The sequence below is a fragment of the Streptomyces sp. CA-142005 genome (assembly GCF_050942335.1).
Lineage (GTDB): Bacteria > Actinomycetota > Actinomycetes > Streptomycetales > Streptomycetaceae > Streptomyces.
Window position 1 is genome coordinate 868,774 of sequence record NZ_CP192078.1, and the last position, 23,595, is coordinate 892,368.

Below are 23,595 nucleotides of genomic sequence, written 5' to 3' on the forward strand. Positions count from 1 at the left end.
CTTGTTTTCACCTGCTGGAGGGTTGCCCCGCACACCGGGACCCCGTGGCCCGCCTACACCTCACCGGTGGCGAACAGCTCCAAGTGCCCGCACTTGGGGCAGCGGAACGCCTCGATCTGCCGCCGGGGCCGGCCCATCCGCTTGGCACCGCCGAAAATCCCCCGCTCCAACGCGCCTTCGATCCAGCGCGCGTAGCCACGCGAGTGCTCGCCGGCGTCCTCTATGAAACCCTCCATCAGGCCGACGGTGCCGCAATGGGTGCACGCGTAGTTGTTCATCCGGTGAGTGTAGGAAACGCTGCGCGGGTCCGGGACGGGGCAGCCCACCAGCCGTCGCCTCCTGCCCGGCGGGGAGTCAGGCCGGCTGCCACAGCTCGATCCGATTGCCCTCGGGGTCGGTGACCCAGCCGAATCGGCCGACCCCCTCCATGTCCTGCGTTTCTTCGGCCACGTCCGCTCCCCTGGCGCGCAGTTGCGCGAGCATCGCATCCAGGTCGCGGACCCGGAAGTTGAGCATGGTCTGCTGGGCGCGGGATCCGAAGTAATCGGTCTCGGACTCGAACGTCGCGAACACCGTCGGCCCGGCAGCCTGACGCCACAGTCCGTTCTCATCGGCGTCCAGGCCCAGGCAATCGCGATACCAGGCGCTCAGGGCCGTGGGGTCGGCTGCCCGCAGGAAGTAACCACCGATTCCAAGCACACGTTCCATGCCGCCATCCTGCCAGGACGGCGATCGGGCGGGCGGGCATCCGCAGCATCCCCCGCTTCGACGAGCGGTGTTCGTCACCGTTGATGAAGAGGGTCTGGCCACGCGCTGCGCGCTACTGATCAGCCGTACGAGAGGCTCGCACATGCTCACACGACCGGCCAATGATCATGCCCGCCCCGACCGGGGAAGAAACCTGGCCTCACTCCAATGCCCCATGCCCCTCACCCGGCTGGGCGATGCTGCCGGGCCCGCACCCGTCGATGCGTCGAGGCTCTGAATCGTAAGACCCGACGGAAAGCGAGAACGGTATGACGGGCTCTGCGATATCCGGCTCTTTGCGCCGTGCCACACGCCTCCGCGTCGCTACGGCAGGAGCCGCAGTCGCCACCTTGTGCACGGGGGCTACGGCCCCGGCGCCGGCAAACACCAGCGTGGCAAGCGGCGCGGCGCCCACGATCGTCCTGGTACACGGCGCATTCGCAGACGGCTCCAGCTGGAACGGGGTGATCGAACGGCTGGAGCACCGCGGGTACAAGGTCATGGCCCCGGCCAACCCGCTGCGCGGGCTGTACAGCGACTCGACGTACATCGCCTCAGTGCTGAAGTCGATCAAAGGTCCCATCGTCCTCGCCGGCCACTCCTACGGCGGAGCGGTCATCAGCACAGCCGCTGCGGGCAATCCGCAGGTGAAGTCCCTGGTGTACATATCCGCGCTGATGCCCGACGTCGGCGAAAGCGGCATGTCACTGGCCGCCCGGTTCCCCAGCGCCCTCGCCACCGCCACCAACTCCGTGCCCTACCAGACCGGGGACACGAGCGGCACCGACCTCTACCTCAAGCGAGACAAGGTTCACCCCGTGTTCGCCGCCTGCCTGCCGGAGAGCCAGGCCAACCGGCTGGCAGTCACCCAACGCCCGGCCGCCACGACCGCGTTCTCCGAGAAGGCCAAGGTCGCCGCGTGGAAGGACATCCCGTCCTGGGCCCTCGTGGGCCGGCAGGACATGACCATCAACCCCGAGCAGGAACGCTTCCAGGCCAAACGCGCCCACTCCCACACCGTGGAGATCGATACCTGCCATGTCTCCCTCATCGCCCAGCCCGACGCCGTCGCCGATCTGATCCTTCAGGGAGCGGCTGCCGCCGGGCCCGACCCGCAGCCGGCGCAGACCGGCACCGACGGGCGCACCCAACAGACGACCATGCTCGGTGCCGCTGCCGCTGCCGTCCTGACCACGGGCGGCGGCCTGTTCCTCCTCGGCCGCCGGCAGCACCGCCACCGACCCTGACAGGCACAGCACACGTGCAGACAGGCGCCTGGCGCGGGCTGAGGCGAGGACGCTGCCGTGTGTCCGGTCCGACGTCGAGCATGCCGTGGCGCGTCGGAATCAGAGGTTGTCCCTGTCGGCGTGGAGGACGGCCTCCGCGATCTCGCGCACGCGGTCCTGGGTGATGCCGGTGCGCTGTTCGACGGCGAGGGGGTGGTCGGTGGGTTCCAGCTCGATGAAGGGGCGGCGGCCGATCGGTCGGGTATGGGCGTTCGTCCTCAGATTGAGGGTGCTGGGCGAGTACAGGCTCAGCTCGGTGGTCAGCCAGCCGAAGTACGGTTTCTCCGCTTCGCGACCGGGGGTGTTCCACATGTCGAGAGCTCGGGCGAAATTGTCACGGCTCAAGGAGACCCAGACGCCCCAGGAGAAGGAGTCGTCCCTGCCGATCACAGGTATCTCGATCAGGCCCTTGATGAAGAAGTGGCGGCCTTGGACAACGCACTGGTCGGGAGAGAGCATGCTGTCGGGATCGTCCGCGAAGCGCTGGTCCCATACGTCAGGCGCCATGGTGGAGTAACCCATCGGAAGCTCCGAGTGGTACTGCCCGCAGCATGAACAGGTGAAGCCGAGGTCGTTAGCCATGGCGGGGAGCTTAACCAGCACCGGCCCACGGAATGTGCCCGGCGCCGGCGGATGCGCGAGCCTCTGGCTCCCGGCTGCCGACCGAGAAGACTGCGATGACCCGCGACGACGCCCTTGGCCGGGGGCGAAAGCCCCTCCCTCGCCATGGCGGCCGGCCTCCTCCGGAGCGAAGAGCCCGAAGCATCAGAGCTCTTCGACCGGGTGCTGGACGAGTTGGGACTGCTCTTCCGCCCGCCTGCCCACCCCCGGGCCGCGAAGTGGGCGGCGGCCTCTTGGATCGCCGGCCGGATCGCCGACGGATCCAGAGACTCAACCGGGACGCGGTCGAGGCAGCGAGGCAGTTCTTGGGCAAGCACTCGGCGACAGAGGCGGGGGACCGACCACCGCACTTCGTTCTCGCTCTCGGATTGGTCCAGCCTCGACCGGTACCTCGCTCAGAGTGTCCCCATCATGGAAGAGTGGGCCCATGACGGCACCAGAAGCCGCGGTCGTGGCGGTCGACGAGGTCGAGGAGCTGGCGGTGGACGGGCTGCGGTGGCTGACCGCGGCGGCGCGGGAGACGGGCGACGGAGGTCTTGCCTGGACGACCAGGCCCTCGGACGGCGAGCCCAACCCGACGTTCTACAGCGGTACGGCCGGGATCGTGCCCGTACTCCTGGAGGCGTGGCGGCACTTCGGCGACGATTCCTACGCCGACACCGCCCTGCGCGCGGCCCGCGGTCTCATGGACTCCATCGACGGCATCGACGACGACTCCCTCTACTTCGGCCGTACCGGAATGGCCGTCGTCCTGCGGGCGGTTCACGACGACCTCGGTGACACGGCCGCCGGCGCGGCCGCCGGCCGTGCGCTGGAACGCGTGCGGTCAGGCTTCGACGGGACGCGCTGGGGCGAGCTGTTCGAGCTGATGGGCGGCAACGCGGGGATAGGTCTCGGCGCTCTGTCGGCCGGCGACGCCGAGCTGGCCGTCCTCGCCATGGAGCCGTATCTGCGGACGGCGGAGCAGACCCCAGCGGGCGTGCAGTGGGCGCACCGCGCGGGCATCGACTCCCGTCTGCACCACATCTCGCACGGAACGCTCGGCATCGTCCTGGCTCTGGCCCGGGTCGGCCGGGCCACCGGCCGTGCGGACCTGGTCGAGCCGGCGCTGGCCGGTGCCGCGGACGTCGTGGCGCGTGACCAAGCGGGGCCGGAGGGCTTCCTGGTGCCGCACTCCACCCCGCAGTACCGCCCCGACGTGATCGAACCCGTCAGTTACGGCTGGTGCCACGGCCCGGCCGGTGATGCCCAGGTCTTCCGGCTGCTGCGGGACATCACGGCCGACCCGGTCTGGTCCGCCCTCGCCGACCGCTGCTGGCACACCGTCACCCGCTCCGGTCTGCCTCGGCGGCTGCGTCCTGGCTTCTGGGACAACAGCGGCCGCTGCTGCGGCACCGCGGGCGTTCTCGCCCTGGCCTGTGACCGAATCGCCGAGCAGGACGACCGGTACGACTTCGCCCACGTCCTCGTCGCGGATCTCGCCGCCCGCGCGGTCCGGGACATCGGCGGCGCCCGCTGGTCCAATGTCGAGCACCGGGCCACCCCGAGCGCCCTCGAACCGTGCACCGGCTGGGCCATGGGCAACGCGGGCATCGTGCGGGAACTCCTGCGGTTCGTACGGCTGAGTCGCGGGGGCGATCCGAGGTATGCGTTCACCTGGCCGGACCAGCCTCCGGTGCCCGCTCGGTCCAGGCCGTTCCGTACTCAAGGTCCCATGTGAGCACCGGCCCGTACTCGGATGTGCCGTCACAGCTCGGCGCCGAAGTCCTGCGTCCACCACGGGCCACCCGCACCCTTGTGAACGCCCACGCCGATGTTCTTGAAGGAGCAGTTCAGGATGTTCGCCCTGTGGCCGGGACTGTTCATCCAGGACTGCATGACAGCTGAGGCGGTCTGCTGGCCTTCGGCGATGTTCTCGCCATAGGTGGACCAGCGATAGCCGGCGGCTGTGATGCGCTGTCCGGGGCCGGCGCCGTCCGGGTTGGTGTGGTCGAAGAACTGACGTGCGGCCATGTCGTCGGAGTGGCTCTGGGCCGCCTTTTGCAGCTGCGGGTCCTCGGTGAGGGGTCCACAGCCGACGCCTGCTCGCTCCTTGTTCACGAGCGTAACCACTTGACCGACGACATCCGTCCGGTCCGGCAGAGCCTGCGCCGTACTCGTCGGGGCCGCAGTCGGCCGGGCGGGCCGGCGGTCGGTGGGGCCACTCGCCCTTCCACGGCCCGCCGCCTTCGCAACCCGCGACGTCGTCGGCTTCACCGGCGACGGGGAGGGCGAGGCCGACGGTGACACGCCACCGGCACTGGGCGTGGAGAAGTCCGGGACGGGGACGGCCGCTCTTCGCTCCGCGCTCGCGCTGTCGCGGCCGGTACCGGAGTCCGTACCGAAGTACCACAGACCACCACCGACGACGCAGGCCGCGACGACGGCCCCTCCGGCGGCCCGCCGCCGCACACGCCGGCGCCGACGGGACTCGCGGCGCGAGCCGGTCCCGCCGCGTATGCCACGTCGTGGCGCGCCCGGGCCCGATCCCGTGTCGCCCTCGATGACGCCGAGCGGTGCGGCAGAACCTGCCGGCACGACGCTCCCCATCGAGGGGGACAGCTTGGCGAGCAGCGCGGAGGACACCGCGACCAGCGCCAGACCGGCCAGCAGTCCTTCCGCGGGCATCAGACCGCTCCACAGCCCGCTGCAGCGGGCGCAGCCGCGCGCGTGCCGGGCTATTCGTTTGCGCCACAGGGCCGAGGGCCTGCCGTCCCAGGAAGCCAGGACGACGCGCAGTTCCTCGCACCGTGGCCGTGCGCCGAGGGCTCGTACGACCACGCGGGCCGCCTCCAGCTGCGCCTTCATCCGCTGTACCCGGACCGCCGCGTGCTGAGGCGACAGGTCCAGTGCCGCAGCCACCTCGGCCCGGGTGAGCTCGCCGGCACACTCCAGCCACCACAGGGACAACAGGCCCCGGTCGTCGGGCTCCAGCCAGCGCGTCGCCCGCGCCGTCTCCTGGCGTTGTCCGGCGAGCTGGAGTTGGACCACGGTCAGGTCGACGAAGTCAGCACCCGGATCGGCCAGATCCGCGGCTTCCTCCATGGTGCCCGGGGCAGCGCGCCGGTTCTGCCAGTGCGCCCGGACCTGGTTCATCGCGATCGCCACGAGCCAGGAGCGAAAGCGCTCAGGAGTACGCAGTTCACCCAACCCGTCCAGGGCGCGCAACATGGTCTCCTGCACCACGTCGTCGACATCCACCGAGCCGTTCAGGGCCCGGCCCACAATGTTGTAGACCAGCGGGAGGTAGGCGTTGACCAGCGCGTCCTGGGCATGGGTGTCGCCCTCTCGGGCGGCCGTGACCAGTATCGCCGTCTCCACCGCGTCCTGCGTACTCATCCAAGTGTTCCCGTCATCGAGGCCGAACGATTGTGTCCGATACCTGGGAGATCACTCGACGCGCCCCGGATAACAGTTCTTCGGAAGTGAGTTTCAGTCGGCTTGCGCTTCAGGCGCTTCCGCCCAACCTGCCCGCGTGGGTGACGCGCCCGTGATGGCGGCGTCGGTGGGCGTCGGGCTCACGACGGAGCGCGACGAAAGCCGCGTCGTCGTCAAGGCGTCCGCGCGTGTACGCGAGCAGGTCGCGCCGGATGTGGTGCAACAGCGACTCCGGGCCGGCCTCGCTCCACTGGGCGGCCCGTGTCTCGAAGGGGTAGAAGTCGCCATCGGAGTCGCGGGCTTCGATGACGCCGTCCGTGTAGAGCAGGAGCGTGTCGCCGGGCTCGAAGGAGAGCACGTCGATCCGGTATCCCTCCGGCCCCACTTCGCCGATCCCCAGCGGTGGCGCAGGGTGCAGGCTGGGCACGGTGAGAACACTGCCGGGGCTGAGAACCAGGGGCGGTGGGTGCCCGCAGCAGACTACTCGGATGATGTGATCGTCGTCTGGGAGCTCCAGCAGCAAAGTGGTGGCGAACCGTTCGCCGGTTTCCTCGGCCGGCTCGAAGTCGGCCAGGTAGCGGGTCACGCTCTGTTCCAGTGATGCGGCCAGATCGGGCAGGGAGGTGTGCCGGTGGGCGGCTTCACGGAAGGCCCCGAGCAGGAGGGCGGCCTCGCCGATGGCGGACAGCCCCTTGCCCCGGACATCGCCCATCATGATGCGCACGCCTCCGGTGATGCGGGTGGCCGCGTAGAGGTCACCACCGATCTGCGCCTCGTCCTCGGCGGCCATGTACAGGCAGGCGATCCGCAGGGCGCCGATCCGCTCCGGCAGCGGCCACAGCAGCACGTGCTGTGCGGCCTCGGCGACCGACCGCACCTGGGCCAGCTGGCGTCTGTGCCGCTCACGCACCACGCAGAAGAACACGATCATGGCTGACAGCACTGCCAGGGCCAGGATCTGCACCAGCACGTTACGCGAGAACAGCACGCCGAAGTGCCAGCCGATGTACGCCTGTGCCCCCACCGCCAGGAACCCGACCAGTCCGGTCAGCCAGGGGCCGGCGAACGAGGCGGTGATCGCAGGGGCGATGACCAGGAGCGGGCCGAGATGGACGTCGGCCGGGACCAATTGGTCCACCACCGTGATCACCACGATGAGCACGATCGGGATCACCAGCAGCGTATGGCTCGACTGCCACAGCTGCCGCACACCAGCCAAGCCGTGCCCGGCTTCCACTTCTCCAGATTGCCACCGTCCAAGGCAGCTGACGACCGGCCACCGGGAGAGGAGCGGGGGCGACGACATGCCCCTGAATACGGTCCAGACCTCCCCGGGTCGGCGGCCGCGTCGGCATGCGAAGAAAATCGAACACGTGATTGAATTTCGCCATGCGTCCGATTCCTGCCGACCTCGCCCACGCACAAGAGCAGTGGCACGCCACCTACCGGCAACTCGCCGCGCGCCCGCGGACCACGCTGCGGCGGCGACTGATCCACCTCTCGGCACAGGTGCTGTTCCACCCGTACTGGCGGGGACAGCGATCGGGGGCCTGGGCTGCGCTGCACGACGTGGGGCGGGGTGGGCGAAGCTGACGGCGGGAGGGCCGGTGCCGAGCCGGGGTTCGACCTGGCCCGAGCAAAGGCGGCTACGCGGTCGTACCGAGTGCCGTCAGACGCCCTCGCTCCGGCCCGGGCCGGACTCGTTGCCGGGCGCTGATGCGAGGTCGACGAAGAGCGGCATTCTGTGCAGCGGCGGAGGCTCTCCCGGCAGGCCGAGCCGCTGCCAGGCCCGGCCGGGCCGAGATCTTCAGCACCCGTCGCGCCCGCACTATGAGCAGGACGGCGAGAGGAAGCTCGACCAGGACGGCCGTGGCGGCACTCCCCCACACGTCCGCCCTTCCCCAGCTCAAGGAGACGTCGAACCAGGCATCGCATATCAGGAGCGTGGCTGCCACGTACGACAACGGGACCACGGCCTGCCGCCTCAGCCACACCGCCACTCCCGCACCGGCCGGCGACACCAGCAGCATCACATCGAAGCCGACCCACACCACGGGCAGCATGGCGCTGTCCAATGAGAAGGCGCCGGCCGACGTACCGGCGGGTGCAGTCGGGTCCGTTCGCTCGCTCATCCATTCCTCCGGGCGTCGTGATGACGTTGCCCCGGTCGACAACCACCCCGTCGTCGTCCTCGTTCCCGCTGTCACGGTATGCGGCAAGGGCCGTGGCCGTCTGTGGGCCGGACTCACCCCCGCGACGAGAAGCGTGGCTCGCGGCGCAGGTGGCGGCATGGTCTCCTGGTCTTGTCCGCAGGAGAACGACCGATGCGTTTCACCACGAGCTCCGTCTTCGCGCCCGCCCGGTCCACCGCGCCTACCGGAGCGGCCGGCGGCCTGCCGCCGAAGCGGGATCTCGCCCTCGCCTGGGTCCTGGTCACGCTGGTCGCGGTGCCCGCGTGGGTGCTGACGGTCGCCCAGGCCCGGGCCATGGGGGCGGGGCCCGGGACCATGGGGACGACGCTGCCGCTGTTCCTGCTGCTGTGGGTGACGATGATGGCGGCCATGATGCTGCCCTCCATGGCCCCGGTCGCCGTCACCTGGGTACGGGGTATCGGCCGGAGTTCCTCGGGCTGGGCCAGGGCCATACGCACGGTGGAGTTCGTGTGCGGTTACCTGCTGGCGTGGACCGCCGTCGGGGCGCCGGTGTACGTGGTCCTGGCCGGCACCGGCCGACTGATCGCCGACCATCCCGCCGCCGGGCACTGGATCGGCCTCACCGTGTTCCTGATCGCGGGCCTGTATCAGCTGGGCCCGCTCAAGTACGTGTGCCTGCGGCACTGCCGCGCCCCCATGAGCCGTCTCGTCCGCCACGCCGGCTTCCGGACGCCCGTGCGTGATCTACGGGTGGGAGTCCACCACGGTGCCTACTGCGTGGGGTGCGGTGCGGGACTGACGGTCGTGCTCGTTCGGCTCGGTGTGATGAACGTGGTGGCGATGGCCGGACTGGCTGTGGTGATCTTCGCGGAGACGTTGTGGTCCCGGGGTCCGCTGCTCGCCCGGTTCGTGGGCGTCGCCTTCCTGGTGCTGGCGGCGCTCGCGCCGTTCCAGGACTGGCTGCTGCCCGGGCTGCGGGGTTCGATGCCGGCGATGAGTGCTGTGTGACCCTCCGGGGCCGTGTCCGCAAGGCCTGCGCAGCGTGCTCCACGTGCGCTGTCGTTACCGGCCCTTGTGACCGCAAGAGCCGGCCGCCGATGAATTCGACGGCCGGGCGGGGTCTACATCTGAACACCGCAAGCCGCGCACACGACAGTGAGGGATCATGAGCACCAACGCACTACCGCCCGTCGTAGACGCCGAAACCTGGCAACGAGAGCTCGAAGCCCTGCGTGCCCGGGAGAAGGCCGCGACCCGGGAACTGGACGCGATCGCCGCCCAGCGTCGCCGCCTGCCCATGGTCCGTATGCCCGAGTACACCCTTGAGGGCGAGAAGGGACCGGTCCGGCTGGCGGACGTCTTCGAGGGCAGTCGACAGCTGATCGTCTACAACCACATGTGGTTCCCCGGCAAGGAATGGCAGTGCCCGGGCTGCACCGGCTTCACGTCGCAGTTCACCCGACTGGAGTTCCTGGACGCCTATGACGCCCGGTTCGTCATCGTCACTCAGGGGCCGATCGACGAGGCACTCGCTTACAAGCGGCGGGTCGGCAATCACATGACCTGGTACTCCACGGCGAACAGCCCGTTCGGCAGCGACGTGGGTGCCCCGCCCGGCGGGGGGTTCGCCGTGAACGTCTTCCTGCGCGACGGCGACACCGTCTACCGGACCTGGCACACCAACGGTCGTGGCGTCGAGCAGCTCAGCCACACCTTCTCGCTCATCGACCTGCTGCCGTACGGACGCCAGGAGGAATGGCAGGACTCGCCCGACGGCTGGCCACAAGATCCGACGTACAGCCGATGGAGCTCCTCCGAAGACATCGCGGCGCTCTACGGCCCGGGACAGCACCCCTAGGCACCGGCTCTCGCCTCTGTGCGGGGGCGGACCACCATGCTGTGAGCTCTGCGGCGAACAACTCGCGCAGTTCTGTCGCTAGTTGTTCGTCTGCGGGGCTCATGAGGCTGCCCCGTTGCCGTGTTGGCCTCGGGCAGGTCCTGCTTCACGCCGGCCTCGGCGGTCATCTGACGGCGATGAATGGCGCCTGGCCCGACCCCGGCAAGTGGCCTCCAAAAGAGCCGAGTTGAGGCACGGATGACCGGGGCATGCGCTCAGGAGGAGGCTGCCTGTTGATGGTCCACGCGTCGTCCGAGAGGCGGAGCTCGAAGCGCCGGGTGGCTGCGGCAGACGCCGGATGCCGGGCGGCGTACCCGGCACGCTTCCTTGTCCTGAGAATGCTTCGATGCCGTCGTAGACCTCATCAACCGCCCGGTGGGCACCACGCCACCTTGGGTCAGCGCATGGGAGGACGGCCCCGTGCGGCACGTCATGCGCTGGGAGCCGGGTCGCGGCCCAGAGGGGAGGGACGGCGGTCCCCCGGCATGCGCCTCACGCCTTGGTCACCCGTTCGGCGGTAGCAAACACCGGGAAGGAAGCCGAGGGCCGAGGCGTCGGGACAGGCACCGACGGAAGGCCCAGGGGCGGCCGCCACCAGGCGGATTGGCCGGTGACCGAGGGGACGACCGCCCGGACAGCAGGCGAGCAGCGCCCGGTGCGCGGCGCCGACAGGCTGCGCACGGGCGCTTGTGTTGTCAGAGAATGGTCAATATTGAGGGCCCCGGCCCGATTCCGGCGAGCCGGGGCCCCACATCATGTATTCACCGCTGGACTAGTCCCAGTCGCCGCCGTAGTGCCGGACCACACGGAAGCTGGCGAGCACGCCGTCCCTGACGTGGACGCCATGGGTGGGGCACGGGCGCACCCCGTTCGCGGAGCTGTGAGGCCCGACGGTGGCGATGGGAGCGCCGTTGTCGCAGACCGCCCCGCGGAAGACCTCGACGGTCTTGTGCGTGTCGTTGCGGATGTTCAGCGTCCTGGCGCCCAGGCCGCTGACCACGGTGATGCAGTCGCCCGGGTGGGCGGAGTACGACCGCTCGTTGATCTCGATCCGACCCCAGTCGCCTCGGGGGCCTCCGGGGCCTCCGGGGCCTCCGCGGCCCCCGCGACCCTCGTTGCCCTTGCCCTGGCCGGACATGCCGTCGAGCGGAGCCGCGGCAGCAACGGCCGGAGCCGACTGGGGCACCGGGGCGGAAGCCGCCGATGCGTAGGTGATGCCGGTCGCGGTCAGCGCTGCGGCGGCCGCGAGACCAGCGGTGACCATAGTGGAACGGGGGACCTTCATATCGCTTCTCCTGTCTGCTGTCTCAGAGATACCGACCCGTCAGCCGGTCGTGATAAAAGCTACCTACAGCAGACATACCAGTCATATTGAATTACCGACATCAGGCGCCGATCGGGGTATTTCTGGCGACACGCGCCGCCTATCGGGGGATGTCGGCGAGCATCAAGTACCTGTGAAGCAAAGGAGATTGATGCGACATTAGCCCTTTTGGCTGATCTCCTGATGCCTGCTCACCTTGCAGACAACAGCGTGTCGCTCCCCGAGGGGAGGCCGAGTCGTGCTAGAGGCTCCGGCCGTGGATGCGACCAAGTCGATCACAGCAGGTGTGACGACCCTCGACACCTCGGTCGATTCATTTGACGCAACCAATCGGTTGCCATACTATCGCAATCAGATGGTTGCTATACCTGTGGAGGCACACATGGCATTCCCTGATCGAATCGAGCGCACCATCGAGATCGCACACCCGCCGGCCAAGGTGTGGGCCGCGCTCACCACGGCCGAGGGACTGAGCGCCTGGTTCGGCAACGAGGCCGGGATCGATCTGCGCCCGGGCGGTTCGGCCTGGATGAAGTGGGAGGGCGGCCACTTTGCCGACATGCGGGTGGAACGGGTGGAGGAGCCGACGGTGTTCGGCTTCACGTGGCGCATGGCCGAACTGCCCGCGGACGATCCGCGCCGCACCTATGTGGAGTTCACGCTCGAACCGGTCGGCACCGGCACCCGGCTGACGGTGGTCGAGACCGGCTTCGCCCAGCTGCCGGACGAGGTCTACCGCAAGGAGTACGGCGGCCACACCGAGGGGTGGGCGCGCGAACTGGGCGAACTGGTCGACTACCTCGATGCCGCAGCCTGACATCGAGGCGATCGCCGAACAGGTCTTCGCCGCCCTGGCCGACCCGAGCCGGCGTGCCATCCTGGCCGCGCTGGCTTCCGGGGGGCCGGCGACGGCGACGGACCTGGCCGGCCGGCTGCCGATCACACGGCAGGCGATCGCCAAACACCTGGCGTTGCTGGCCGATGCCGGCCTGGTGACGGCCGAACCGGGTGAGCGGCGCCGGGTGCGATACCGGCTGCGGTCGGCACCGATGCAGGTGGCGCAGCAGTTCCTGGCCGCGCTGGCTCGCGACTGGGACAGCCCGCTCGGCGCGCTGAGAGACCACCTCGATGAGCAGGCGCGCGGAACACCGTGACGGCGTCCGCCGCCTGACACACCGGAGGGAGAACCGACGGTGAACGTGGAAATCCGGCACCCGGCCTCGTCGGCGTGGGTGCTTGGGGTGACGCTCGGGCTCGCCGCGGCATGCTGGGTGGCCGCGGTCCGGCTGATGCAGGGCATGGACATGGGGGTCGCGACCAGGCCCGGGTCGTTCGGGTTCTTCGCCGCGACGTGGATGACGATGATGGCGGCGATGATGCTGCCGGGCGCGGCCCCGACGGTCGCCAGGCACATCCGCCTGGTGCGCGGGCCGCGGTGCGCGCCGCTGTTCGCCGGGGCCTACCTGGCCGTCTGGGCGCTCGCCGGTGTCGTGGCGTACGCGCTGGTCCGGCCGCACGGACCGTCGGCCGCCGGCGCCGTGGTGATCATCGCGGGCGCCTACGAGCTCACGCCGGTCAAGCGGTGGTTCCGGCGACGCTGCCACGAGGCTGCCGGTTCCGGACTGAGGTTCGGACTGTACTGCGCCGGCTCGAGCATCGGGCTGATGGCGATGCTGGTGGCGCTGGGCGTGATGAGCGTGTTGTGGATGTCGTCGGTCGCCGTCCTCGCCACCGCCCAGAAGCTGCTGCCCGAGAAGCCCGCGATCGATGTTCCGCTCGCACTGGCGATCGTCGGGCTCGGACTCGTGATCGTCGTCGCCCCCTCGCTGGTTCCGGGACTCACGCCACCGGCGATGTAGCGACGAGAGTCAGGACAAGGCAGGACAAGGCAAGAGCGAGGCAGGACAAGGAGACAGGCAATGACCAGTCACAAGACGGGGACACGCGAGGAGTGGCTTGCCGCGAGGCTGGAGCTGCTCGAGGCGGAGAAGGAGCTCACCCGGCGCGGCGACGAGCTGGCCCGGCGACGGCAGGAGCTGCCCTGGGTCCGGGTGGACAAGGACTACCGCTTCGAGACCGCCGAGGGAACGGCGTCGCTCGCCGACCTGTTCCGGGGACGCTCACAGCTGCTCGTCTACCACTTCATGTTCGGGCCCGACTACACCGCCGGATGCCCGTCCTGCTCGGCGATCGCCGACGGCTTCAACGGCTTCGCGGTCCATCTCGCCCACCACGACGTCATGTTCTGGGCGGTGTCGCGAGCCCCGCTCGCCAAGCTCCACGCGTACCGGGATCGGATGGGCTGGACCTTCCCGTGGGCCTCGTCCTACGGCAGTGACTTCAACTTCGACTTCGGGGTGGCGCACACCAAGGAGGAATGGGAAGCGGGTCTCGTCGCGTACAACTTCGGTGAGGAGGACATGCGGCCGGCGACGGACGACGAGCAGAGTTCCCGCGACGCCTTCACCCGGTCGATCGTCGGCACGGACTGGGAGACCTACCGGCGAGAAGGCCCCGGTGTGAGCGCGTTCGCGCTACAGGACGGCGCCGTCTACCACACCTACTCGGCGTACGCGCGCGGGCTGGACGCCCTGTGGGGTATGTACCAGTGGCTCGACCGGGCGCCCCTCGGCCGCAACGAGAACGGCTTCTGGTGGCGCCGGCACGACGAGTACGACAACCAGTGAGCGACCACCGTAGGATCACGAGGGCGGCCTGCACCGGCGCGTGGCGCTACGGCGACTCGGTCAGGCCGCTGCGGTGGGCGAAGACGACGAGTTGAGCGCGGTCACGGGCGCCGACCTTGGCCATGGCGCGGTTGACGTGGGTCTTGACCGTTGCGGGGCTGAGCACGAGCTGGGCGGCGATCTCGTCGTTGGACAGCCCGGTCGCCACCAGCGCGGTGATCTGCCGTTCGCGGTCGGTGAGCGCCTCCAGACCACGGCGGACCGCCTCGTCCAGGGGACCCGGGGCGGCCGGGGTGGCGAGGAAGCGTCTGATGAGGGTTCTGGTCGCTGCGGGAGACAGCAGTGCGTCGCACGGTGACCAGGATCGGATGGAACGGATGCCCGTACGGCCCTGCCAGCGCGCCACTGACCGGCTGCTTCGCCTGCCGCAGGCCTTCCAGACCACTGTTCGCCGTCATACGGAACCTCGTCCCTGAGCCGGCCGTCGAGCTATTTCACCCATGACTGTTGGTCTTATTTAGGCCATGGGTCAAGGCCCCGTCGGCATGCAGAGGCCGTGCGACCGACGCGCGAGGCTCAGCGCTTCGGCATTCCTTGCCCGTACGCGGTACGCATCCGGCCCGCTGTGTACGGCGGTCTCGGCTCGGCACCGGTCGTCGGGCGTCCCAGCCAGGCGAGGAAGGCAAGGACGAACAGGCCTTCGACGACCAGGGACACGGGGCCGTACGGCGCCTCCCACCCGGGTTCGTAGTAGCCGTCCGGCAGGCCGACGGTGCGGGACAGCAGAAAGCCGACGATCATGCCGAGGCTGACGAGGGCCCCGGTCAGCCAGGCGACCATGGGGCGGGCCAAGGCCACCAGTGCCGCCGCCACGACGAGCATGACGACACCGCCGACCATGAACAGAACGCCGATGTAGAACTTCTCCTCAAGGTGATCAGGGACGAGGACGGCGTGCAGCACCACGTTGCCGACGGCGCAGCACACCCCCACTCCCCTGAGGGCGACTTCGGTGGCGAAGGCGGAGTTCATGGTGACTCCAGTTGCTCTCCGGGGCCACCGTCATGGCCTCCTGTGTCGTCATACGCAAACGACCTTGGATGAGATTGCCCCACCGGAGCACCACACGCGCCTCACCGCTGGAGCCCCAGCAGGCCGGTGACCTGGGAGCGTACGACGTCCCACGCGGCGGTCGGCAGGTCGCCGAAGGCCGTCGCGCGCAGCGCGTGCAGGGCCTCCTCGGTGTCCGCGACGCACGGGGCACTGCCGCTGAGCACGTCGTAGCCGTCGCGTAAGGCGACCCGCAGCCGGTTCCCACCGTCGTCCGCGTGCACCGCAGAGGCGACGACGAGGGGCGGCGGTCCACCCGCCACGCCGGCGAGTTTCCGATACGCACAGGCGATCGGTTCACGCCAGCGCAGGCTGAGCAGGACGGGGCGCTTGGCCACCAGTTCGGCCAGGTCCGTCTCATGGACGCCGTCTGATTCCAGCACCGTCGCCCGGGCGTCCAGGACGATGGCCGCGGGCAGAAGACAGCGCAGTGCGCTCCCGACGAGGTTGCCGCCGACCGTCGCCGCCCGCCGCACGGCCCCGGTGCCCACCGCGGCGGCCGCCAGGCGCAGCACGTCCGGCACCCGGTCGTCGATCCGGTGCAGGACCACGGCGCTTCCCACCGTCTCCCGCTCCAGCACGTTGGCCTCCGGCACATCCCGCAGGGACACCGCCAGTTCGGGGAAGCCGTCCCGCTGCCAGGTGGCCCACACGAGCGTGGCCCCGCCGACCGGCACGGCCCCCTCGGCCAGGCATTCCTGCGCTTCGGACACCGACGTGGGGAGACGCAGCAACACAGCGACCGGCCTGCCTTCCTCAGGAGTGGACCGAAGGCGGTGGGTGATGCTTTGCCCGACCGCCCTCGCCTGGGCAGTCTTCTCGACCGGGCGGGGGGCGCGTACAGGGCTCACACGAGCACGCCGTGCACTCTCTCGTCGTACGGCGCCCGCGCCTCGCCGATCCGGCCGCCGGGCATTCTTTTTGGACCCCTGCACCGGTGACCTTGTGGACCTGTCCATCACCTCCGTGGTAAGGGCAGCGTGGACGGTATGCGCACACCTTCCGCTTCGTTCGCCCAGCTCGTCCCCGGCATGGTCGGGATGGCGTTGGTGGGCAGCAGCGTGACCGTCTCCCGCACGCTCGTCGACGCCCCGCTGTTCACCACCCAGGCGGTCCGGTACGCGGCCGCGACCGTCATCCTCTTGGTCATGGCGCGGCTCGCCGGTGCCCGCCTGGTGTGGCCACGGGGACGGGAGTGGCTGTGGCTCGCCGGGATCGCGGTCACCGGCCTGGTGCTGTTCAACGTGGCCGTGGTCCGGGGCGTCGGCCATGCGGAGCCCGCGGTGATCGCTGTCGCGGTCGCGTGCGTACCGGTGGTTCTCGGGGTGGTGGGCCCGGTGCTGGAGCGGCGCAGGCCGAGCGCGCAGGTGCTCTGGGCGGCGCCTGTCGTCATGGCGGGCGCGGTGCTGGTGGAGGGCACGGGTCGCACCGATGCCGTCGGGGTGGCCTGGGCGGCGCTGGCCCTGGGCTGCGAGGCCGCGTTCACGCTGCTCGCGGTGCCGGTGCTGCGGCGGCACTCGCCGTGGGGGGTGTCCGTGCACGCGATGTGGCTGGCCGGTGTGCTGCTGGCCGTGCTGGGTGCGGCGAGGGAAGGGCCGTCCGCCGTACGGGAGTTGTCCGGGGCCCAGTGGGCGGCCGCCGGTTATCTGGCGTTGATGGTGACGGCGGTCGCGTTTGTGTTGTGGTACTCCACGGTCCGCGCCGTAGGAGCCGGGCGAGCGGGGTTGCTCACCGGCATCGCGCCGCTTGCCGCGGCGGTCGTCGGCGCCGTCTCGGGCGGCGGCGCGCCGGGGCCGTGGGTGTGGCTGGGCATCGCCGTGCTGATCCTCGGCCTGGTCGGTGGCCTGCGTCCTCGCAGCGTTCCTGAGGACGTGCCGGTGGGGCCTCGCTCTGTGCGGTCCCCCGCGTTACCGGAATCCTCCCGTCAGCAAGTCGGACGTAAGTAGGCTGATATGCATGAAGGCACTTTTGTTGTCTGGTGGCTCAGGTACCCGTTTGCGCCCCATAACCCATACTTCGGCGAAGCAACTTGTACCGGTCGCGAACAAACCGGTGCTGTTCTACGGCCTGGAGGCGATCGCCGAGGCGGGCATCACCCAGGTCGGGATCGTCGTCGGGGACACCGCCGAGGAGATCCGGGAGGCGGTCGGCGACGGCTCGGCGTTCGGCCTCGACGTCACCTACATCCCGCAGGCGGCCCCGCTGGGTCTGGCCCATGCGGTGCTGATCTCCCGTGAGTTCCTGGGCGACGACGACTTCGTGATGTATCTCGGCGACAACTTCGTCGTCGGAGGCATCACGGATCTGGTGGACGCCTTCCGCAGCGAACGGCCGCAGGCGCAGATCCTGCTGACGAAGGTGCCGGACCCGACCGCGTTCGGGGTGGCCGAGCTTGACGCGGCGGGCCAGGTGATCGGCCTGGAGGAGAAGCCCAGGCATCCCAAGAGCGAGCTGGCCCTGGTGGGCGTGTACCTGTTCTCCCCGGCGGTCCATGAGGCCGTGCGCTCCATCCAGCCGTCCGGGCGAGGTGAGTTGGAGATCACGGACGCGATCCAGTGGCTGATCGACGCCGGACGTGATGTGCGTTCCACGATCATCTCCGGGTACTGGAAGGACACCGGGAACGTCACCGACATGCTCGAGGTCAACCGCTCGGTGCTGGAGACCCTGGAGCCCCGGATCGACGGCACGGTCGACGACGACAGCGAGATCATCGGCCGGGTGCGGATCGAGCCCGGGGCGAAGGTCACCGGCAGCCGGATCGTGGGCCCGGTGGTCGTCGGCGCGAACACCGTGATCTCCGACTCGTACGTCGGCCCCTTCACCTCGATTGCCGGCGACTGCCGGATCGACGACAGCGAGATTGAGTACTCGATCGTGCTGCGCGACTCCTCGGTGAGCGGGGTCCGGCGGGTGGAGGCCTCCCTCATCGGACGCAACGTCGAGGTGACTCCCGCGCCCCGCAAGCCCGCCGCCCACCGTTTCGTCCTCGGCGACCACAGCAAGGTGCAGATCGCGTCGTAACCGCCAGGATCTTGATGACGGGCGGTGCCGGGTTCCGTGACGCACCCATCGAACGCCGCCATCGAACGACGATCAGGTAACGCACGGCTTTTCCGGCTCAGCTCCACCCGAGGAAGGGTTCAGCCCGGTGAACTTCAGGATCCAGCCGACCGCCCAGGTCGACGAGACGGCCACGGTCGGTGACGGGACGACGGTCTGGGACCTGGCCCAGATACGGGAGAACGCCCGGCTGGGCAGCGGGTGCATCGTGGGCCGGGGGGCGTATGTCGGCCCGGGGGTGCGGATCGGCGACAACGTGAAGCTCCAGAACTACGCGCTGGTCTACGAACCCGCGGAGCTCGGCGACGGGGTGTTCGTCGGCCCGGCGGCGGTGCTGACCAACGACTACTTCCCCCGGTCGGTGGATCAGCGGGGCCGGCTCAAGCGCGGTGGCGACTGGGAGCCCGTGGCGGTGGTGGTGGGCGAGGGTGCGTCCCTGGGGGCCCGCTCGGTGTGTGTGGCGCCGGTGCGCGTCGGTCGTTGGGCGCTGGTCGCCGCGGGTGCCGTGGTGACCCGGGACGTGCCGGACTTCGCGCTCGTGGCGGGCGTTCCGGCGCGCGGGATCGGCTGGGTCGGCCGGGCCGGGGTGCGACTCGTCGAGCGCGAAGGCGAGCCGGGCGGCTGGGAGTGCCCCGAGACGGGGGCGCTGTACGACGAGAAGGACGGCGAACTCGTCGAACGCGCATGACTTCTGATTCTCCCAAAACACCAATACTCGAACACGTGCAGGCATAACATGTGTGCGAACTGTGCAGACCGGGCACAGTTAGCGCACAAACCAGTGCCCAGGGGGGTTACCGGGGTGGGGACACCTGTGTCCGAAGCGGGGAGTGACGGCCGCTTCGTCGCCTGACGTCTGACGTTCCGACGTCTTCCTTCCGCCGCGTGGCAGTCCGCGACGCGGCGCTCACAAGCCTGCGCAAAAAGAGGACCCACAGGGGGGTTGGTGTGCCCAGAAGATGACCATCACACGTCTGGCGGCGCTCGGTCGTGAGGAGCCGCCGCTGCTCGCGCTCGCCCGCCGGCTGCTCTCGGTCGCCGAGGCGGGGCTGCCGTCGATGCTGCTCCCCGGCGGTGAGGCCTTCGCCTTCACCATGGCCGGGCGGAAGGCACCGGATGGTTCCTGGACCCTGGAGCGGCGCGGCACGAGTACCCGGTACGCGGCCATCACCGCGCTGGGGGCCCGGTTCCTCCCCGAGGACCGCCAGCGCGCGGTACTCGGCGGCCGCACTGCCCAGGAGTTCACGGGTCTGCTGGTCGAGTCGCTGCCCGCGGTGACCAACCTCGGTGACGCGGCGCTCATCTCCTGGGCCGCCGCCGAGACCGGGCACCCCAAACTGTCCGACGCCCTCGCCCGGGTCGAAGCCCTGGACCAGGAGGACCGGCCGCAGTACACCGTCGAGGCCGCGTGGGTGCTGTCCGCTCTCGCGGCGGCTCGTGCCACGGCCGATGTGGAGAAGCACTTCACCGCGGCCCGCAACCGCCTGCTGCGCGCCCGGATCGGCGACAGCCCGCTGTTCCCGCACGCCACCGGACCCGGCCTGGTGCCCTGGTACCGGGCACACGTGAGCTGCTTCGCCGACCAGACGTACCCGCTCCAGGCCCTGGCCCGCGCGCACGCCAGCGACGACGCGGGGGGCGATCCGGAGGCGCTGGCCGCGGCCGAGGCCTGCGCGGCGCGCGTCTGCGCGCTGCAGGGCGACGGCGGGCAGTGGTGGTGGCATTACGACGCGCGCACCGGCGGTGTCGTGGAGGGCTACCCGGTCTACAGCGTCCACCAGCACGCGATGGCGCCGACCGCCCTGTTCGACCTCACCGACGCCGGCGGCACCGACTTCGGCGCGTCGATCCGCAAGGGCCTGCGCTGGATGACGGACGTGCCCGAACTGGCCGAACGCCCCGAGCACCGGGAGCCGTTGATCCTCGACGACCTGGGCGCGACCTGGCGCAAGGTCTACCGCGGCGACCCGAAGAAGGCCGTACGCGCCGCCCGGGGACTGGGCACCCGAGTCGCCCCGAGCCTTCGGCTGCGGTCCCTGGACCGGATGTACCGGCCGCTCTCCGTGGACCGCGAATGCCGGCCGTACGAATTCGGCTGGATGCTCCACGCCTGGCAGGGGGGCCGCATATGAGCGGGCGTCAGTCCCTCTTCGGCGTCGAGCTGGATCCTCTGACCATGGACGAGACCGTCCAGCGCTGCCTGGACGCGGTCCGGGACGGCAGACAGCTGGAGATCGGGGTCGTCAACGCCGCGAAGCTGGTGAACATGCGGCGGGACGCCCGGCTCGCCCGGGCCGTGGCGGGCTGCGATCTCGTCCTCGCCGACGGACAGGCCGTGGTCTGGGCCGGCCGGGTGTTGCGCGCACCGCTGCCGGAACGGGTGGCCGGTATCGACCTCTTCCTGCGGCTGCTGGCGGAGGCGGAGTCGGCGGGCATGTCGGTGTACTTCCTGGGCGCCAGACAGGACGTGCTGGAGCGGATGCTGCGCCAGGTGGCGGACCGCTTCCCCCGCCTGAAGGTGGCCGGCAGCCGGAACGGCTACTTCGACGACTCCCAGCAGGAGGCGATAGCGGACGCGATCGCCCGAAGCGGCGCCCAGATGCTGTTCCTCGGCATGACCTCGCCCAAGAAGGAGGTCTTCACCGCCGCCTACGGCGCACGCACCGGCGCCCGCGTCGTACACGGGGTCGGCGGTTCCTTCGACATCCTGGCCGGGGTCACCAAGCGGGCCCCAGCCTCCTGGCAGCGGTGGGGCCTGGAGTGGCTCTACCGCGTCGTGCAGGAGCCGCGCCGCCTGGGCCGGCGCTACCTCACCACCAATGCAGCCTTCGTCCTCATGACGGCGCGCGAGTTCATCCGGCTCGGCCCGTCGCCCGCTTCCGCGAACAGGAGTCACTGATGCGCGTCGTCGTGGTCGGACAGGGATACGTCGGCCTGCCACTGGCCATCCGCGCCGCCGAGGTCGGACACGAGGTGATCGGCTACGACGTCGACTCCCGGCGGGTCAAGAGCCTGTCGGCCGGTGAGTCCTTCGTCGAGGACGTCTCCTCCGAGCGGATCCGCGCGGCACTGGACAGCGGCGCCTACCGCGCGAGCGAATCGGCCCGCGACTGCGGCGGTTTCGACGTCGCCGTCGTGACCGTGCCGACCCCGCTGCACGAGGGCATGCCGGACCTCCGCTACATCAAGGAGTCCGCGGTCACCCTCGCCCGCTACCTGCGCCCCGGGGCCACCGTCGTCCTGGAGTCGACCACCTATCCCGGCACCACCCAGGAGCTGTTCGCCCCGATCCTGGAGGACGGCTCGGGCCTCACCGCCGGTACCGACTTCCACCTCGGCTACAGCCCCGAGCGGATCGATCCCGGAAACGCGGTCTGGGGTTTCAAGGAGACCCCGAAAGTCGTGTCGGGCGTCGACGCCGCGTCGCTCAAGGCCGTTCAGGACTTCTACGCACAGCTCGTCGACACCACGGTGCCGGTGGGCTCGCCCAAGGAGGCCGAACTCGCCAAGCTGCTGGAGAACACCTTCCGCCATGTGAACATCGCGCTGGTCAACGAGATCGCGATGTTCGCCCATCACCTGGACATCGACGTCTGGCAGGCCATCGACGCCGCCTCCACCAAGCCCTTCGGCTTCATGCGGTTCACGCCCGGACCGGGTGTCGGCGGCCACTGCCTGCCGATCGACCCCTCGTACCTGTCCTGGCGGGTCCAGCGCGAACTCGGCCAGAGCTTCCGGTTCGTGGAACTGGCCAACGACATCAACAACCACATGCCCGAGTACGTGGCGCGCCGTATCAGCGACCTGTTCAACCAAAGACGCCGTTCCGTGAACGGCTCGCGCATCCTGCTGCTGGGCCTGGCCTACAAGAAGAACACCGGCGACGCCCGCGAATCGCCCGCCCTGCGCATATCCCAACTGCTGCTCGACATGGGGGCCCAGGTCAAGGCGGCGGACCCGCACGTCGTCGAGGGCCTGCCGGTGGACACCAGGCTGGTCCGGGTCGAACCGACCCCGGAGGAGCTGGCGGCCGCCGACGTGGTGGTGCTGCTCGCCGACCATGACAGCTTCGACTACGAACTCGTCGCCGAGCACGCCCCCTTCGTCCTCGACTGCCGTCGACGGCTGCCCTCCGGACCCACGATCGAGGTGCTCTGAAGCCATGCCGCGCATCGTCTGCGTCGCCGGGGCGCGACCCAACTACATGAAGATCAAGCCGGTGATGGACGCCCTGGAACGCCGCGGCACCGAGGTGGTCCTCGTGCACACCGGTCAGCACTACGACCCGGCCATGAACGACGTGTTCTTCTCCGATCTCGGCATCCGGCCGCCCGACCGCTTCCTCGGGGTCCGCTCCGGCACCCACGCCGAGCAGACCGGCCGCGTGATGACCGCGTTCGAGCCCCTGCTCGGCGAGCTGTCCCCGGACATCGTCGTGGTGGTCGGCGACATCAACTCCACCCTGGCCTGCGCCCTCGTCACGGCCAAGGCCGGACCGCTGCTGGCCCATGTCGAGGCCGGTCTGCGCAGCCGTGACTGGAGCATGCCGGAGGAGGTCAACCGCGTCGCCACCGACCGGGTCAGCGACTACCTGCTGGCCCCCTCCCCCGACGCCGTGGAGAACCTGCGCGCGGAAGGGTACCGGGAGGACCAGATCCATCTGGTCGGCAACGTCATGATCGACACGCTGCTGGCCAACCTGGAACGGGCCAGGACCTCGGACGTCCTCGACCGATACGGCCTGGGCAGGGGCGAATACGGCCTGGTCACCCTGCACCGGCCCGCCAACGTGGACCACCCCGAGGTCCTCGCCGCGCTCCTGAAAGCCCTGGGCGAGATCGCCGGCCGCTGCCCGCTCGTCCTGCCCGTGCACCCCCGCGCGGCCGGACGGCTGACCGAGATCGGCGTGCCCGGAGGCATCCGGCTCGTGCCGGCCGCCGGGTACCTGGATTTCATCGCCCTGCAGGACTCCGCCCGGCTCGTGCTGACCGACTCCGGCGGCGTGCAGGAGGAGACCACCGCGCTGGGCGTGCCGTGCGTGACCCTGCGGGACAACACCGAGCGGCCGATCACCGTGGAGCAGGGGACCAACGTGCTCGCGGGCCGGGATCCGGCACGCGTCGTGACCACCGTCGACCGGGTGCTGGACGATCCGCCCGCGCCGCGCCGGCCCGAACTGTGGGACGGTCACGCGAGCGACCGGATCGCCGACGTGCTGCTGGAGGGAGGCAGCGCGAGCACGCGGCCGCGACCGACCGCCCAAACGCTCCTCATATGATCCGCTTGCAAC

At 69.9% G+C, this 23,595-nt stretch carries 25 protein-coding genes and 1 pseudogene; 16 read left to right on the top strand and 10 right to left on the bottom strand.

Features of this window, described 5'->3' with window-relative positions:
- Positions 1-53: 53 nt before the first annotated feature.
- Both ACQPXS_RS04335 and ACQPXS_RS04340 read right to left on the bottom strand, forming a co-directional pair.
- A complete protein-coding gene (locus tag ACQPXS_RS04335; RefSeq protein WP_433447071.1) occupies positions 54-278 on the bottom strand; it encodes a hypothetical protein in 225 nt (74 codons plus the stop codon).
- A gap of 76 nt (positions 279-354) precedes the next feature.
- Positions 355-708, bottom strand: a complete 354-nt coding sequence (locus ACQPXS_RS04340; protein WP_433447073.1) for a VOC family protein — start codon at positions 706-708, stop codon at positions 355-357.
- Between the two features lie 431 nt (positions 709-1,139).
- Between ACQPXS_RS04340 and ACQPXS_RS04345 the strand changes: the two genes are divergently transcribed.
- Positions 1,140-1,994, top strand: a complete 855-nt coding sequence (locus ACQPXS_RS04345; RefSeq protein ID WP_433447075.1) for an alpha/beta fold hydrolase — start codon at positions 1,140-1,142, stop codon at positions 1,992-1,994.
- Positions 1,995-2,093: 99 nt separating this feature from the next.
- On the opposite strand, the gene ACQPXS_RS04350 is transcribed toward ACQPXS_RS04345, so the two are convergent.
- Positions 2,094-2,555, bottom strand: coding sequence for a DUF2199 domain-containing protein (locus tag ACQPXS_RS04350; RefSeq protein ID WP_433455706.1), 462 nt, complete (start codon positions 2,553-2,555; stop codon positions 2,094-2,096).
- Between the two features lie 526 nt (positions 2,556-3,081).
- Here ACQPXS_RS04350 and ACQPXS_RS04355 point away from each other — a divergent pair.
- Complete coding sequence (locus ACQPXS_RS04355; RefSeq protein WP_433447077.1) at positions 3,082-4,374, top strand: lanthionine synthetase LanC family protein; 1,293 nt, start codon at positions 3,082-3,084, stop codon at positions 4,372-4,374.
- A 26-nt stretch (positions 4,375-4,400) separates the two neighbouring features.
- Here ACQPXS_RS04355 and ACQPXS_RS04360 read toward each other — a convergent pair whose 3' ends face one another.
- Positions 4,401-6,032 carry a sigma-70 family RNA polymerase sigma factor gene (locus tag ACQPXS_RS04360; RefSeq protein WP_433447079.1) on the bottom strand — a complete coding sequence of 544 codons (1,632 nt, stop codon included), beginning with the start codon at positions 6,030-6,032 and terminating at the stop codon, positions 4,401-4,403.
- Positions 6,033-6,141: 109 nt separating this feature from the next.
- Positions 6,142-7,290 (bottom strand): PP2C family protein-serine/threonine phosphatase, encoded by a 1,149-nt coding sequence (locus ACQPXS_RS04365; RefSeq protein WP_433447081.1) that lies wholly within the window; start codon positions 7,288-7,290, stop codon positions 6,142-6,144.
- Between the two features lie 170 nt (positions 7,291-7,460).
- Here ACQPXS_RS04365 and ACQPXS_RS04370 point away from each other — a divergent pair, with 170 nt between their 5' ends.
- The gene (locus ACQPXS_RS04370) at positions 7,461-7,664 is read left to right on the top strand and encodes a hypothetical protein (RefSeq protein ID WP_433447083.1); all 204 of its coding nucleotides are present in this window, start codon (positions 7,461-7,463) and stop codon (positions 7,662-7,664) included.
- A gap of 53 nt (positions 7,665-7,717) precedes the next feature.
- Here the strand turns inward: ACQPXS_RS04370 and ACQPXS_RS04375 are convergent, their stop codons facing one another.
- Positions 7,718-8,203, bottom strand: coding sequence for a hypothetical protein (locus ACQPXS_RS04375; RefSeq protein WP_433447085.1), 486 nt, complete (start codon positions 8,201-8,203; stop codon positions 7,718-7,720).
- A 192-nt stretch (positions 8,204-8,395) separates the two neighbouring features.
- On the opposite strand from ACQPXS_RS04375, the gene ACQPXS_RS04380 reads away from it, so the two are divergent.
- Positions 8,396-9,232, top strand: coding sequence for a DUF2182 domain-containing protein (locus ACQPXS_RS04380; RefSeq protein ID WP_433447087.1), 837 nt, complete (start codon positions 8,396-8,398; stop codon positions 9,230-9,232).
- 157 nt (positions 9,233-9,389) lie between these two features.
- Positions 9,390-10,082, top strand: a complete 693-nt coding sequence (locus ACQPXS_RS04385) for a DUF899 domain-containing protein (protein WP_351810091.1) — start codon at positions 9,390-9,392, stop codon at positions 10,080-10,082.
- A gap of 811 nt (positions 10,083-10,893) precedes the next feature.
- On the opposite strand, the gene ACQPXS_RS04390 is transcribed toward ACQPXS_RS04385, so the two are convergent.
- Entirely contained in the window at positions 10,894-11,406 is a 513-nt protein-coding gene (locus tag ACQPXS_RS04390; protein ID WP_433447090.1) for a hypothetical protein, read from the bottom strand.
- 421 nt (positions 11,407-11,827) lie between these two features.
- Between ACQPXS_RS04390 and ACQPXS_RS04395 the strand changes: the two genes are divergently transcribed.
- From ACQPXS_RS04395 to ACQPXS_RS04410, 4 genes are read left to right on the top strand one after another with little or no spacing between them, the layout of a single operon-like run.
- Positions 11,828-12,262 carry an SRPBCC domain-containing protein gene (locus tag ACQPXS_RS04395; protein WP_433447092.1) on the top strand — a complete coding sequence of 145 codons (435 nt, stop codon included), beginning with the start codon at positions 11,828-11,830 and terminating at the stop codon, positions 12,260-12,262.
- Positions 12,249-12,599: an ArsR/SmtB family transcription factor gene (locus ACQPXS_RS04400; protein ID WP_433447094.1), complete on the top strand. Its 351-nt coding sequence runs from the start codon at positions 12,249-12,251 to the stop codon at positions 12,597-12,599. The genes ACQPXS_RS04395 and ACQPXS_RS04400 overlap by 14 nt, the downstream gene beginning before the upstream one ends.
- Positions 12,600-12,638: 39 nt before the next feature.
- The gene (locus ACQPXS_RS04405) at positions 12,639-13,304 is read left to right on the top strand and encodes a DUF2182 domain-containing protein (protein WP_433447096.1); all 666 of its coding nucleotides are present in this window, start codon (positions 12,639-12,641) and stop codon (positions 13,302-13,304) included.
- 60 nt (positions 13,305-13,364) lie between these two features.
- Entirely contained in the window at positions 13,365-14,132 is a 768-nt protein-coding gene (locus ACQPXS_RS04410) for a DUF899 domain-containing protein (RefSeq protein WP_433447098.1), read from the top strand.
- A 46-nt stretch (positions 14,133-14,178) separates the two neighbouring features.
- Here the strand turns inward: ACQPXS_RS04410 and ACQPXS_RS04415 are convergent.
- The 3 genes and pseudogenes from ACQPXS_RS04415 to ACQPXS_RS04425 all read right to left on the bottom strand — a co-directional run.
- Positions 14,179-14,505: pseudogene (locus ACQPXS_RS04415) on the bottom strand (response regulator transcription factor); the annotation flags it as partial.
- A 203-nt stretch (positions 14,506-14,708) separates the two neighbouring features.
- Positions 14,709-15,164 (bottom strand): hypothetical protein, encoded by a 456-nt coding sequence (locus tag ACQPXS_RS04420; protein ID WP_433447100.1) that lies wholly within the window; start codon positions 15,162-15,164, stop codon positions 14,709-14,711.
- 101 nt (positions 15,165-15,265) lie between these two features.
- Positions 15,266-15,979, bottom strand: a complete 714-nt coding sequence (locus ACQPXS_RS04425) for an FAD binding domain-containing protein (RefSeq protein ID WP_433447102.1) — start codon at positions 15,977-15,979, stop codon at positions 15,266-15,268.
- A gap of 252 nt (positions 15,980-16,231) precedes the next feature.
- On the opposite strand from ACQPXS_RS04425, the gene ACQPXS_RS04430 reads away from it, so the two are divergent.
- The 7 genes from ACQPXS_RS04430 (at position 16,232) to wecB (ending at position 23,583) form a co-directional block, all read left to right on the top strand.
- The gene (locus ACQPXS_RS04430) at positions 16,232-17,188 is read left to right on the top strand and encodes a DMT family transporter (protein WP_433447104.1); all 957 of its coding nucleotides are present in this window, start codon (positions 16,232-16,234) and stop codon (positions 17,186-17,188) included.
- Between the two features lie 10 nt (positions 17,189-17,198).
- Positions 17,199-18,266, top strand: a complete 1,068-nt coding sequence (locus ACQPXS_RS04435) for a glucose-1-phosphate thymidylyltransferase (protein WP_433447106.1) — start codon at positions 17,199-17,201, stop codon at positions 18,264-18,266.
- A 127-nt stretch (positions 18,267-18,393) separates the two neighbouring features.
- The gene (locus ACQPXS_RS04440) at positions 18,394-18,993 is read left to right on the top strand and encodes an acyltransferase (protein ID WP_433447108.1); all 600 of its coding nucleotides are present in this window, start codon (positions 18,394-18,396) and stop codon (positions 18,991-18,993) included.
- 271 nt (positions 18,994-19,264) lie between these two features.
- Positions 19,265-20,437 (top strand): hypothetical protein, encoded by a 1,173-nt coding sequence (locus ACQPXS_RS04445; RefSeq protein WP_433447110.1) that lies wholly within the window; start codon positions 19,265-19,267, stop codon positions 20,435-20,437.
- Positions 20,434-21,204: a WecB/TagA/CpsF family glycosyltransferase gene (locus ACQPXS_RS04450; protein ID WP_433447112.1), complete on the top strand. Its 771-nt coding sequence runs from the start codon at positions 20,434-20,436 to the stop codon at positions 21,202-21,204. Before ACQPXS_RS04445 ends, ACQPXS_RS04450 begins: the two co-directional genes overlap by 4 nt.
- On the top strand, positions 21,204-22,463 hold the full coding sequence (locus ACQPXS_RS04455) for a nucleotide sugar dehydrogenase (RefSeq protein WP_433447114.1): 1,260 nt from the start codon (positions 21,204-21,206) through the stop codon (positions 22,461-22,463). Before ACQPXS_RS04450 ends, ACQPXS_RS04455 begins: the two co-directional genes overlap by 1 nt.
- 4 nt (positions 22,464-22,467) lie before the next feature.
- Positions 22,468-23,583, top strand: a complete 1,116-nt coding sequence (wecB, locus tag ACQPXS_RS04460; RefSeq protein ID WP_433447116.1) for a non-hydrolyzing UDP-N-acetylglucosamine 2-epimerase — start codon at positions 22,468-22,470, stop codon at positions 23,581-23,583.
- The last annotated feature ends 12 nt before the right edge of the window (positions 23,584-23,595 follow it).

Bases quoted from the DNA above. Each gene is read 5' to 3' on its own strand.
- ACQPXS_RS04430 (WP_433447104.1), top strand. From the start codon at position 16,232: ATGCGCACACCTTCCGCTTCGTTCGCCCAGCTCGTCCCCGGCATGGTC.
- ACQPXS_RS04380 (WP_433447087.1), top strand. From the start codon at position 8,396: ATGCGTTTCACCACGAGCTCCGTCTTCGCGCCCGCCCGGTCCACCGCG.
- ACQPXS_RS04390 (WP_433447090.1), bottom strand. From the start codon at position 11,406: ATGAAGGTCCCCCGTTCCACTATGGTCACCGCTGGTCTCGCGGCCGCC.
- ACQPXS_RS04355 (WP_433447077.1), top strand. From the start codon at position 3,082: ATGACGGCACCAGAAGCCGCGGTCGTGGCGGTCGACGAGGTCGAGGAG.
- ACQPXS_RS04385 (WP_351810091.1), top strand. From the start codon at position 9,390: ATGAGCACCAACGCACTACCGCCCGTCGTAGACGCCGAAACCTGGCAA.
- ACQPXS_RS04455 (WP_433447114.1), top strand. From the start codon at position 21,204: ATGCGCGTCGTCGTGGTCGGACAGGGATACGTCGGCCTGCCACTGGCC.
- ACQPXS_RS04445 (WP_433447110.1), top strand. From the start codon at position 19,265: ATGACCATCACACGTCTGGCGGCGCTCGGTCGTGAGGAGCCGCCGCTG.
- ACQPXS_RS04400 (WP_433447094.1), top strand. From the start codon at position 12,249: ATGCCGCAGCCTGACATCGAGGCGATCGCCGAACAGGTCTTCGCCGCC.
- ACQPXS_RS04375 (WP_433447085.1), bottom strand. From the start codon at position 8,203: ATGAGCGAGCGAACGGACCCGACTGCACCCGCCGGTACGTCGGCCGGC.
- ACQPXS_RS04450 (WP_433447112.1), top strand. From the start codon at position 20,434: ATGAGCGGGCGTCAGTCCCTCTTCGGCGTCGAGCTGGATCCTCTGACC.
- ACQPXS_RS04410 (WP_433447098.1), top strand. From the start codon at position 13,365: ATGACCAGTCACAAGACGGGGACACGCGAGGAGTGGCTTGCCGCGAGG.
- ACQPXS_RS04350 (WP_433455706.1), bottom strand. From the start codon at position 2,555: ATGGGTTACTCCACCATGGCGCCTGACGTATGGGACCAGCGCTTCGCG.
- ACQPXS_RS04420 (WP_433447100.1), bottom strand. From the start codon at position 15,164: ATGAACTCCGCCTTCGCCACCGAAGTCGCCCTCAGGGGAGTGGGGGTG.
- ACQPXS_RS04360 (WP_433447079.1), bottom strand. From the start codon at position 6,032: ATGAGTACGCAGGACGCGGTGGAGACGGCGATACTGGTCACGGCCGCC.
- ACQPXS_RS04395 (WP_433447092.1), top strand. From the start codon at position 11,828: ATGGCATTCCCTGATCGAATCGAGCGCACCATCGAGATCGCACACCCG.
- ACQPXS_RS04435 (WP_433447106.1), top strand. From the start codon at position 17,199: ATGAAGGCACTTTTGTTGTCTGGTGGCTCAGGTACCCGTTTGCGCCCC.
- wecB (WP_433447116.1), top strand. From the start codon at position 22,468: ATGCCGCGCATCGTCTGCGTCGCCGGGGCGCGACCCAACTACATGAAG.
- ACQPXS_RS04340 (WP_433447073.1), bottom strand. From the start codon at position 708: ATGGAACGTGTGCTTGGAATCGGTGGTTACTTCCTGCGGGCAGCCGAC.
- ACQPXS_RS04335 (WP_433447071.1), bottom strand. From the start codon at position 278: ATGAACAACTACGCGTGCACCCATTGCGGCACCGTCGGCCTGATGGAG.
- ACQPXS_RS04370 (WP_433447083.1), top strand. From the start codon at position 7,461: ATGCGTCCGATTCCTGCCGACCTCGCCCACGCACAAGAGCAGTGGCAC.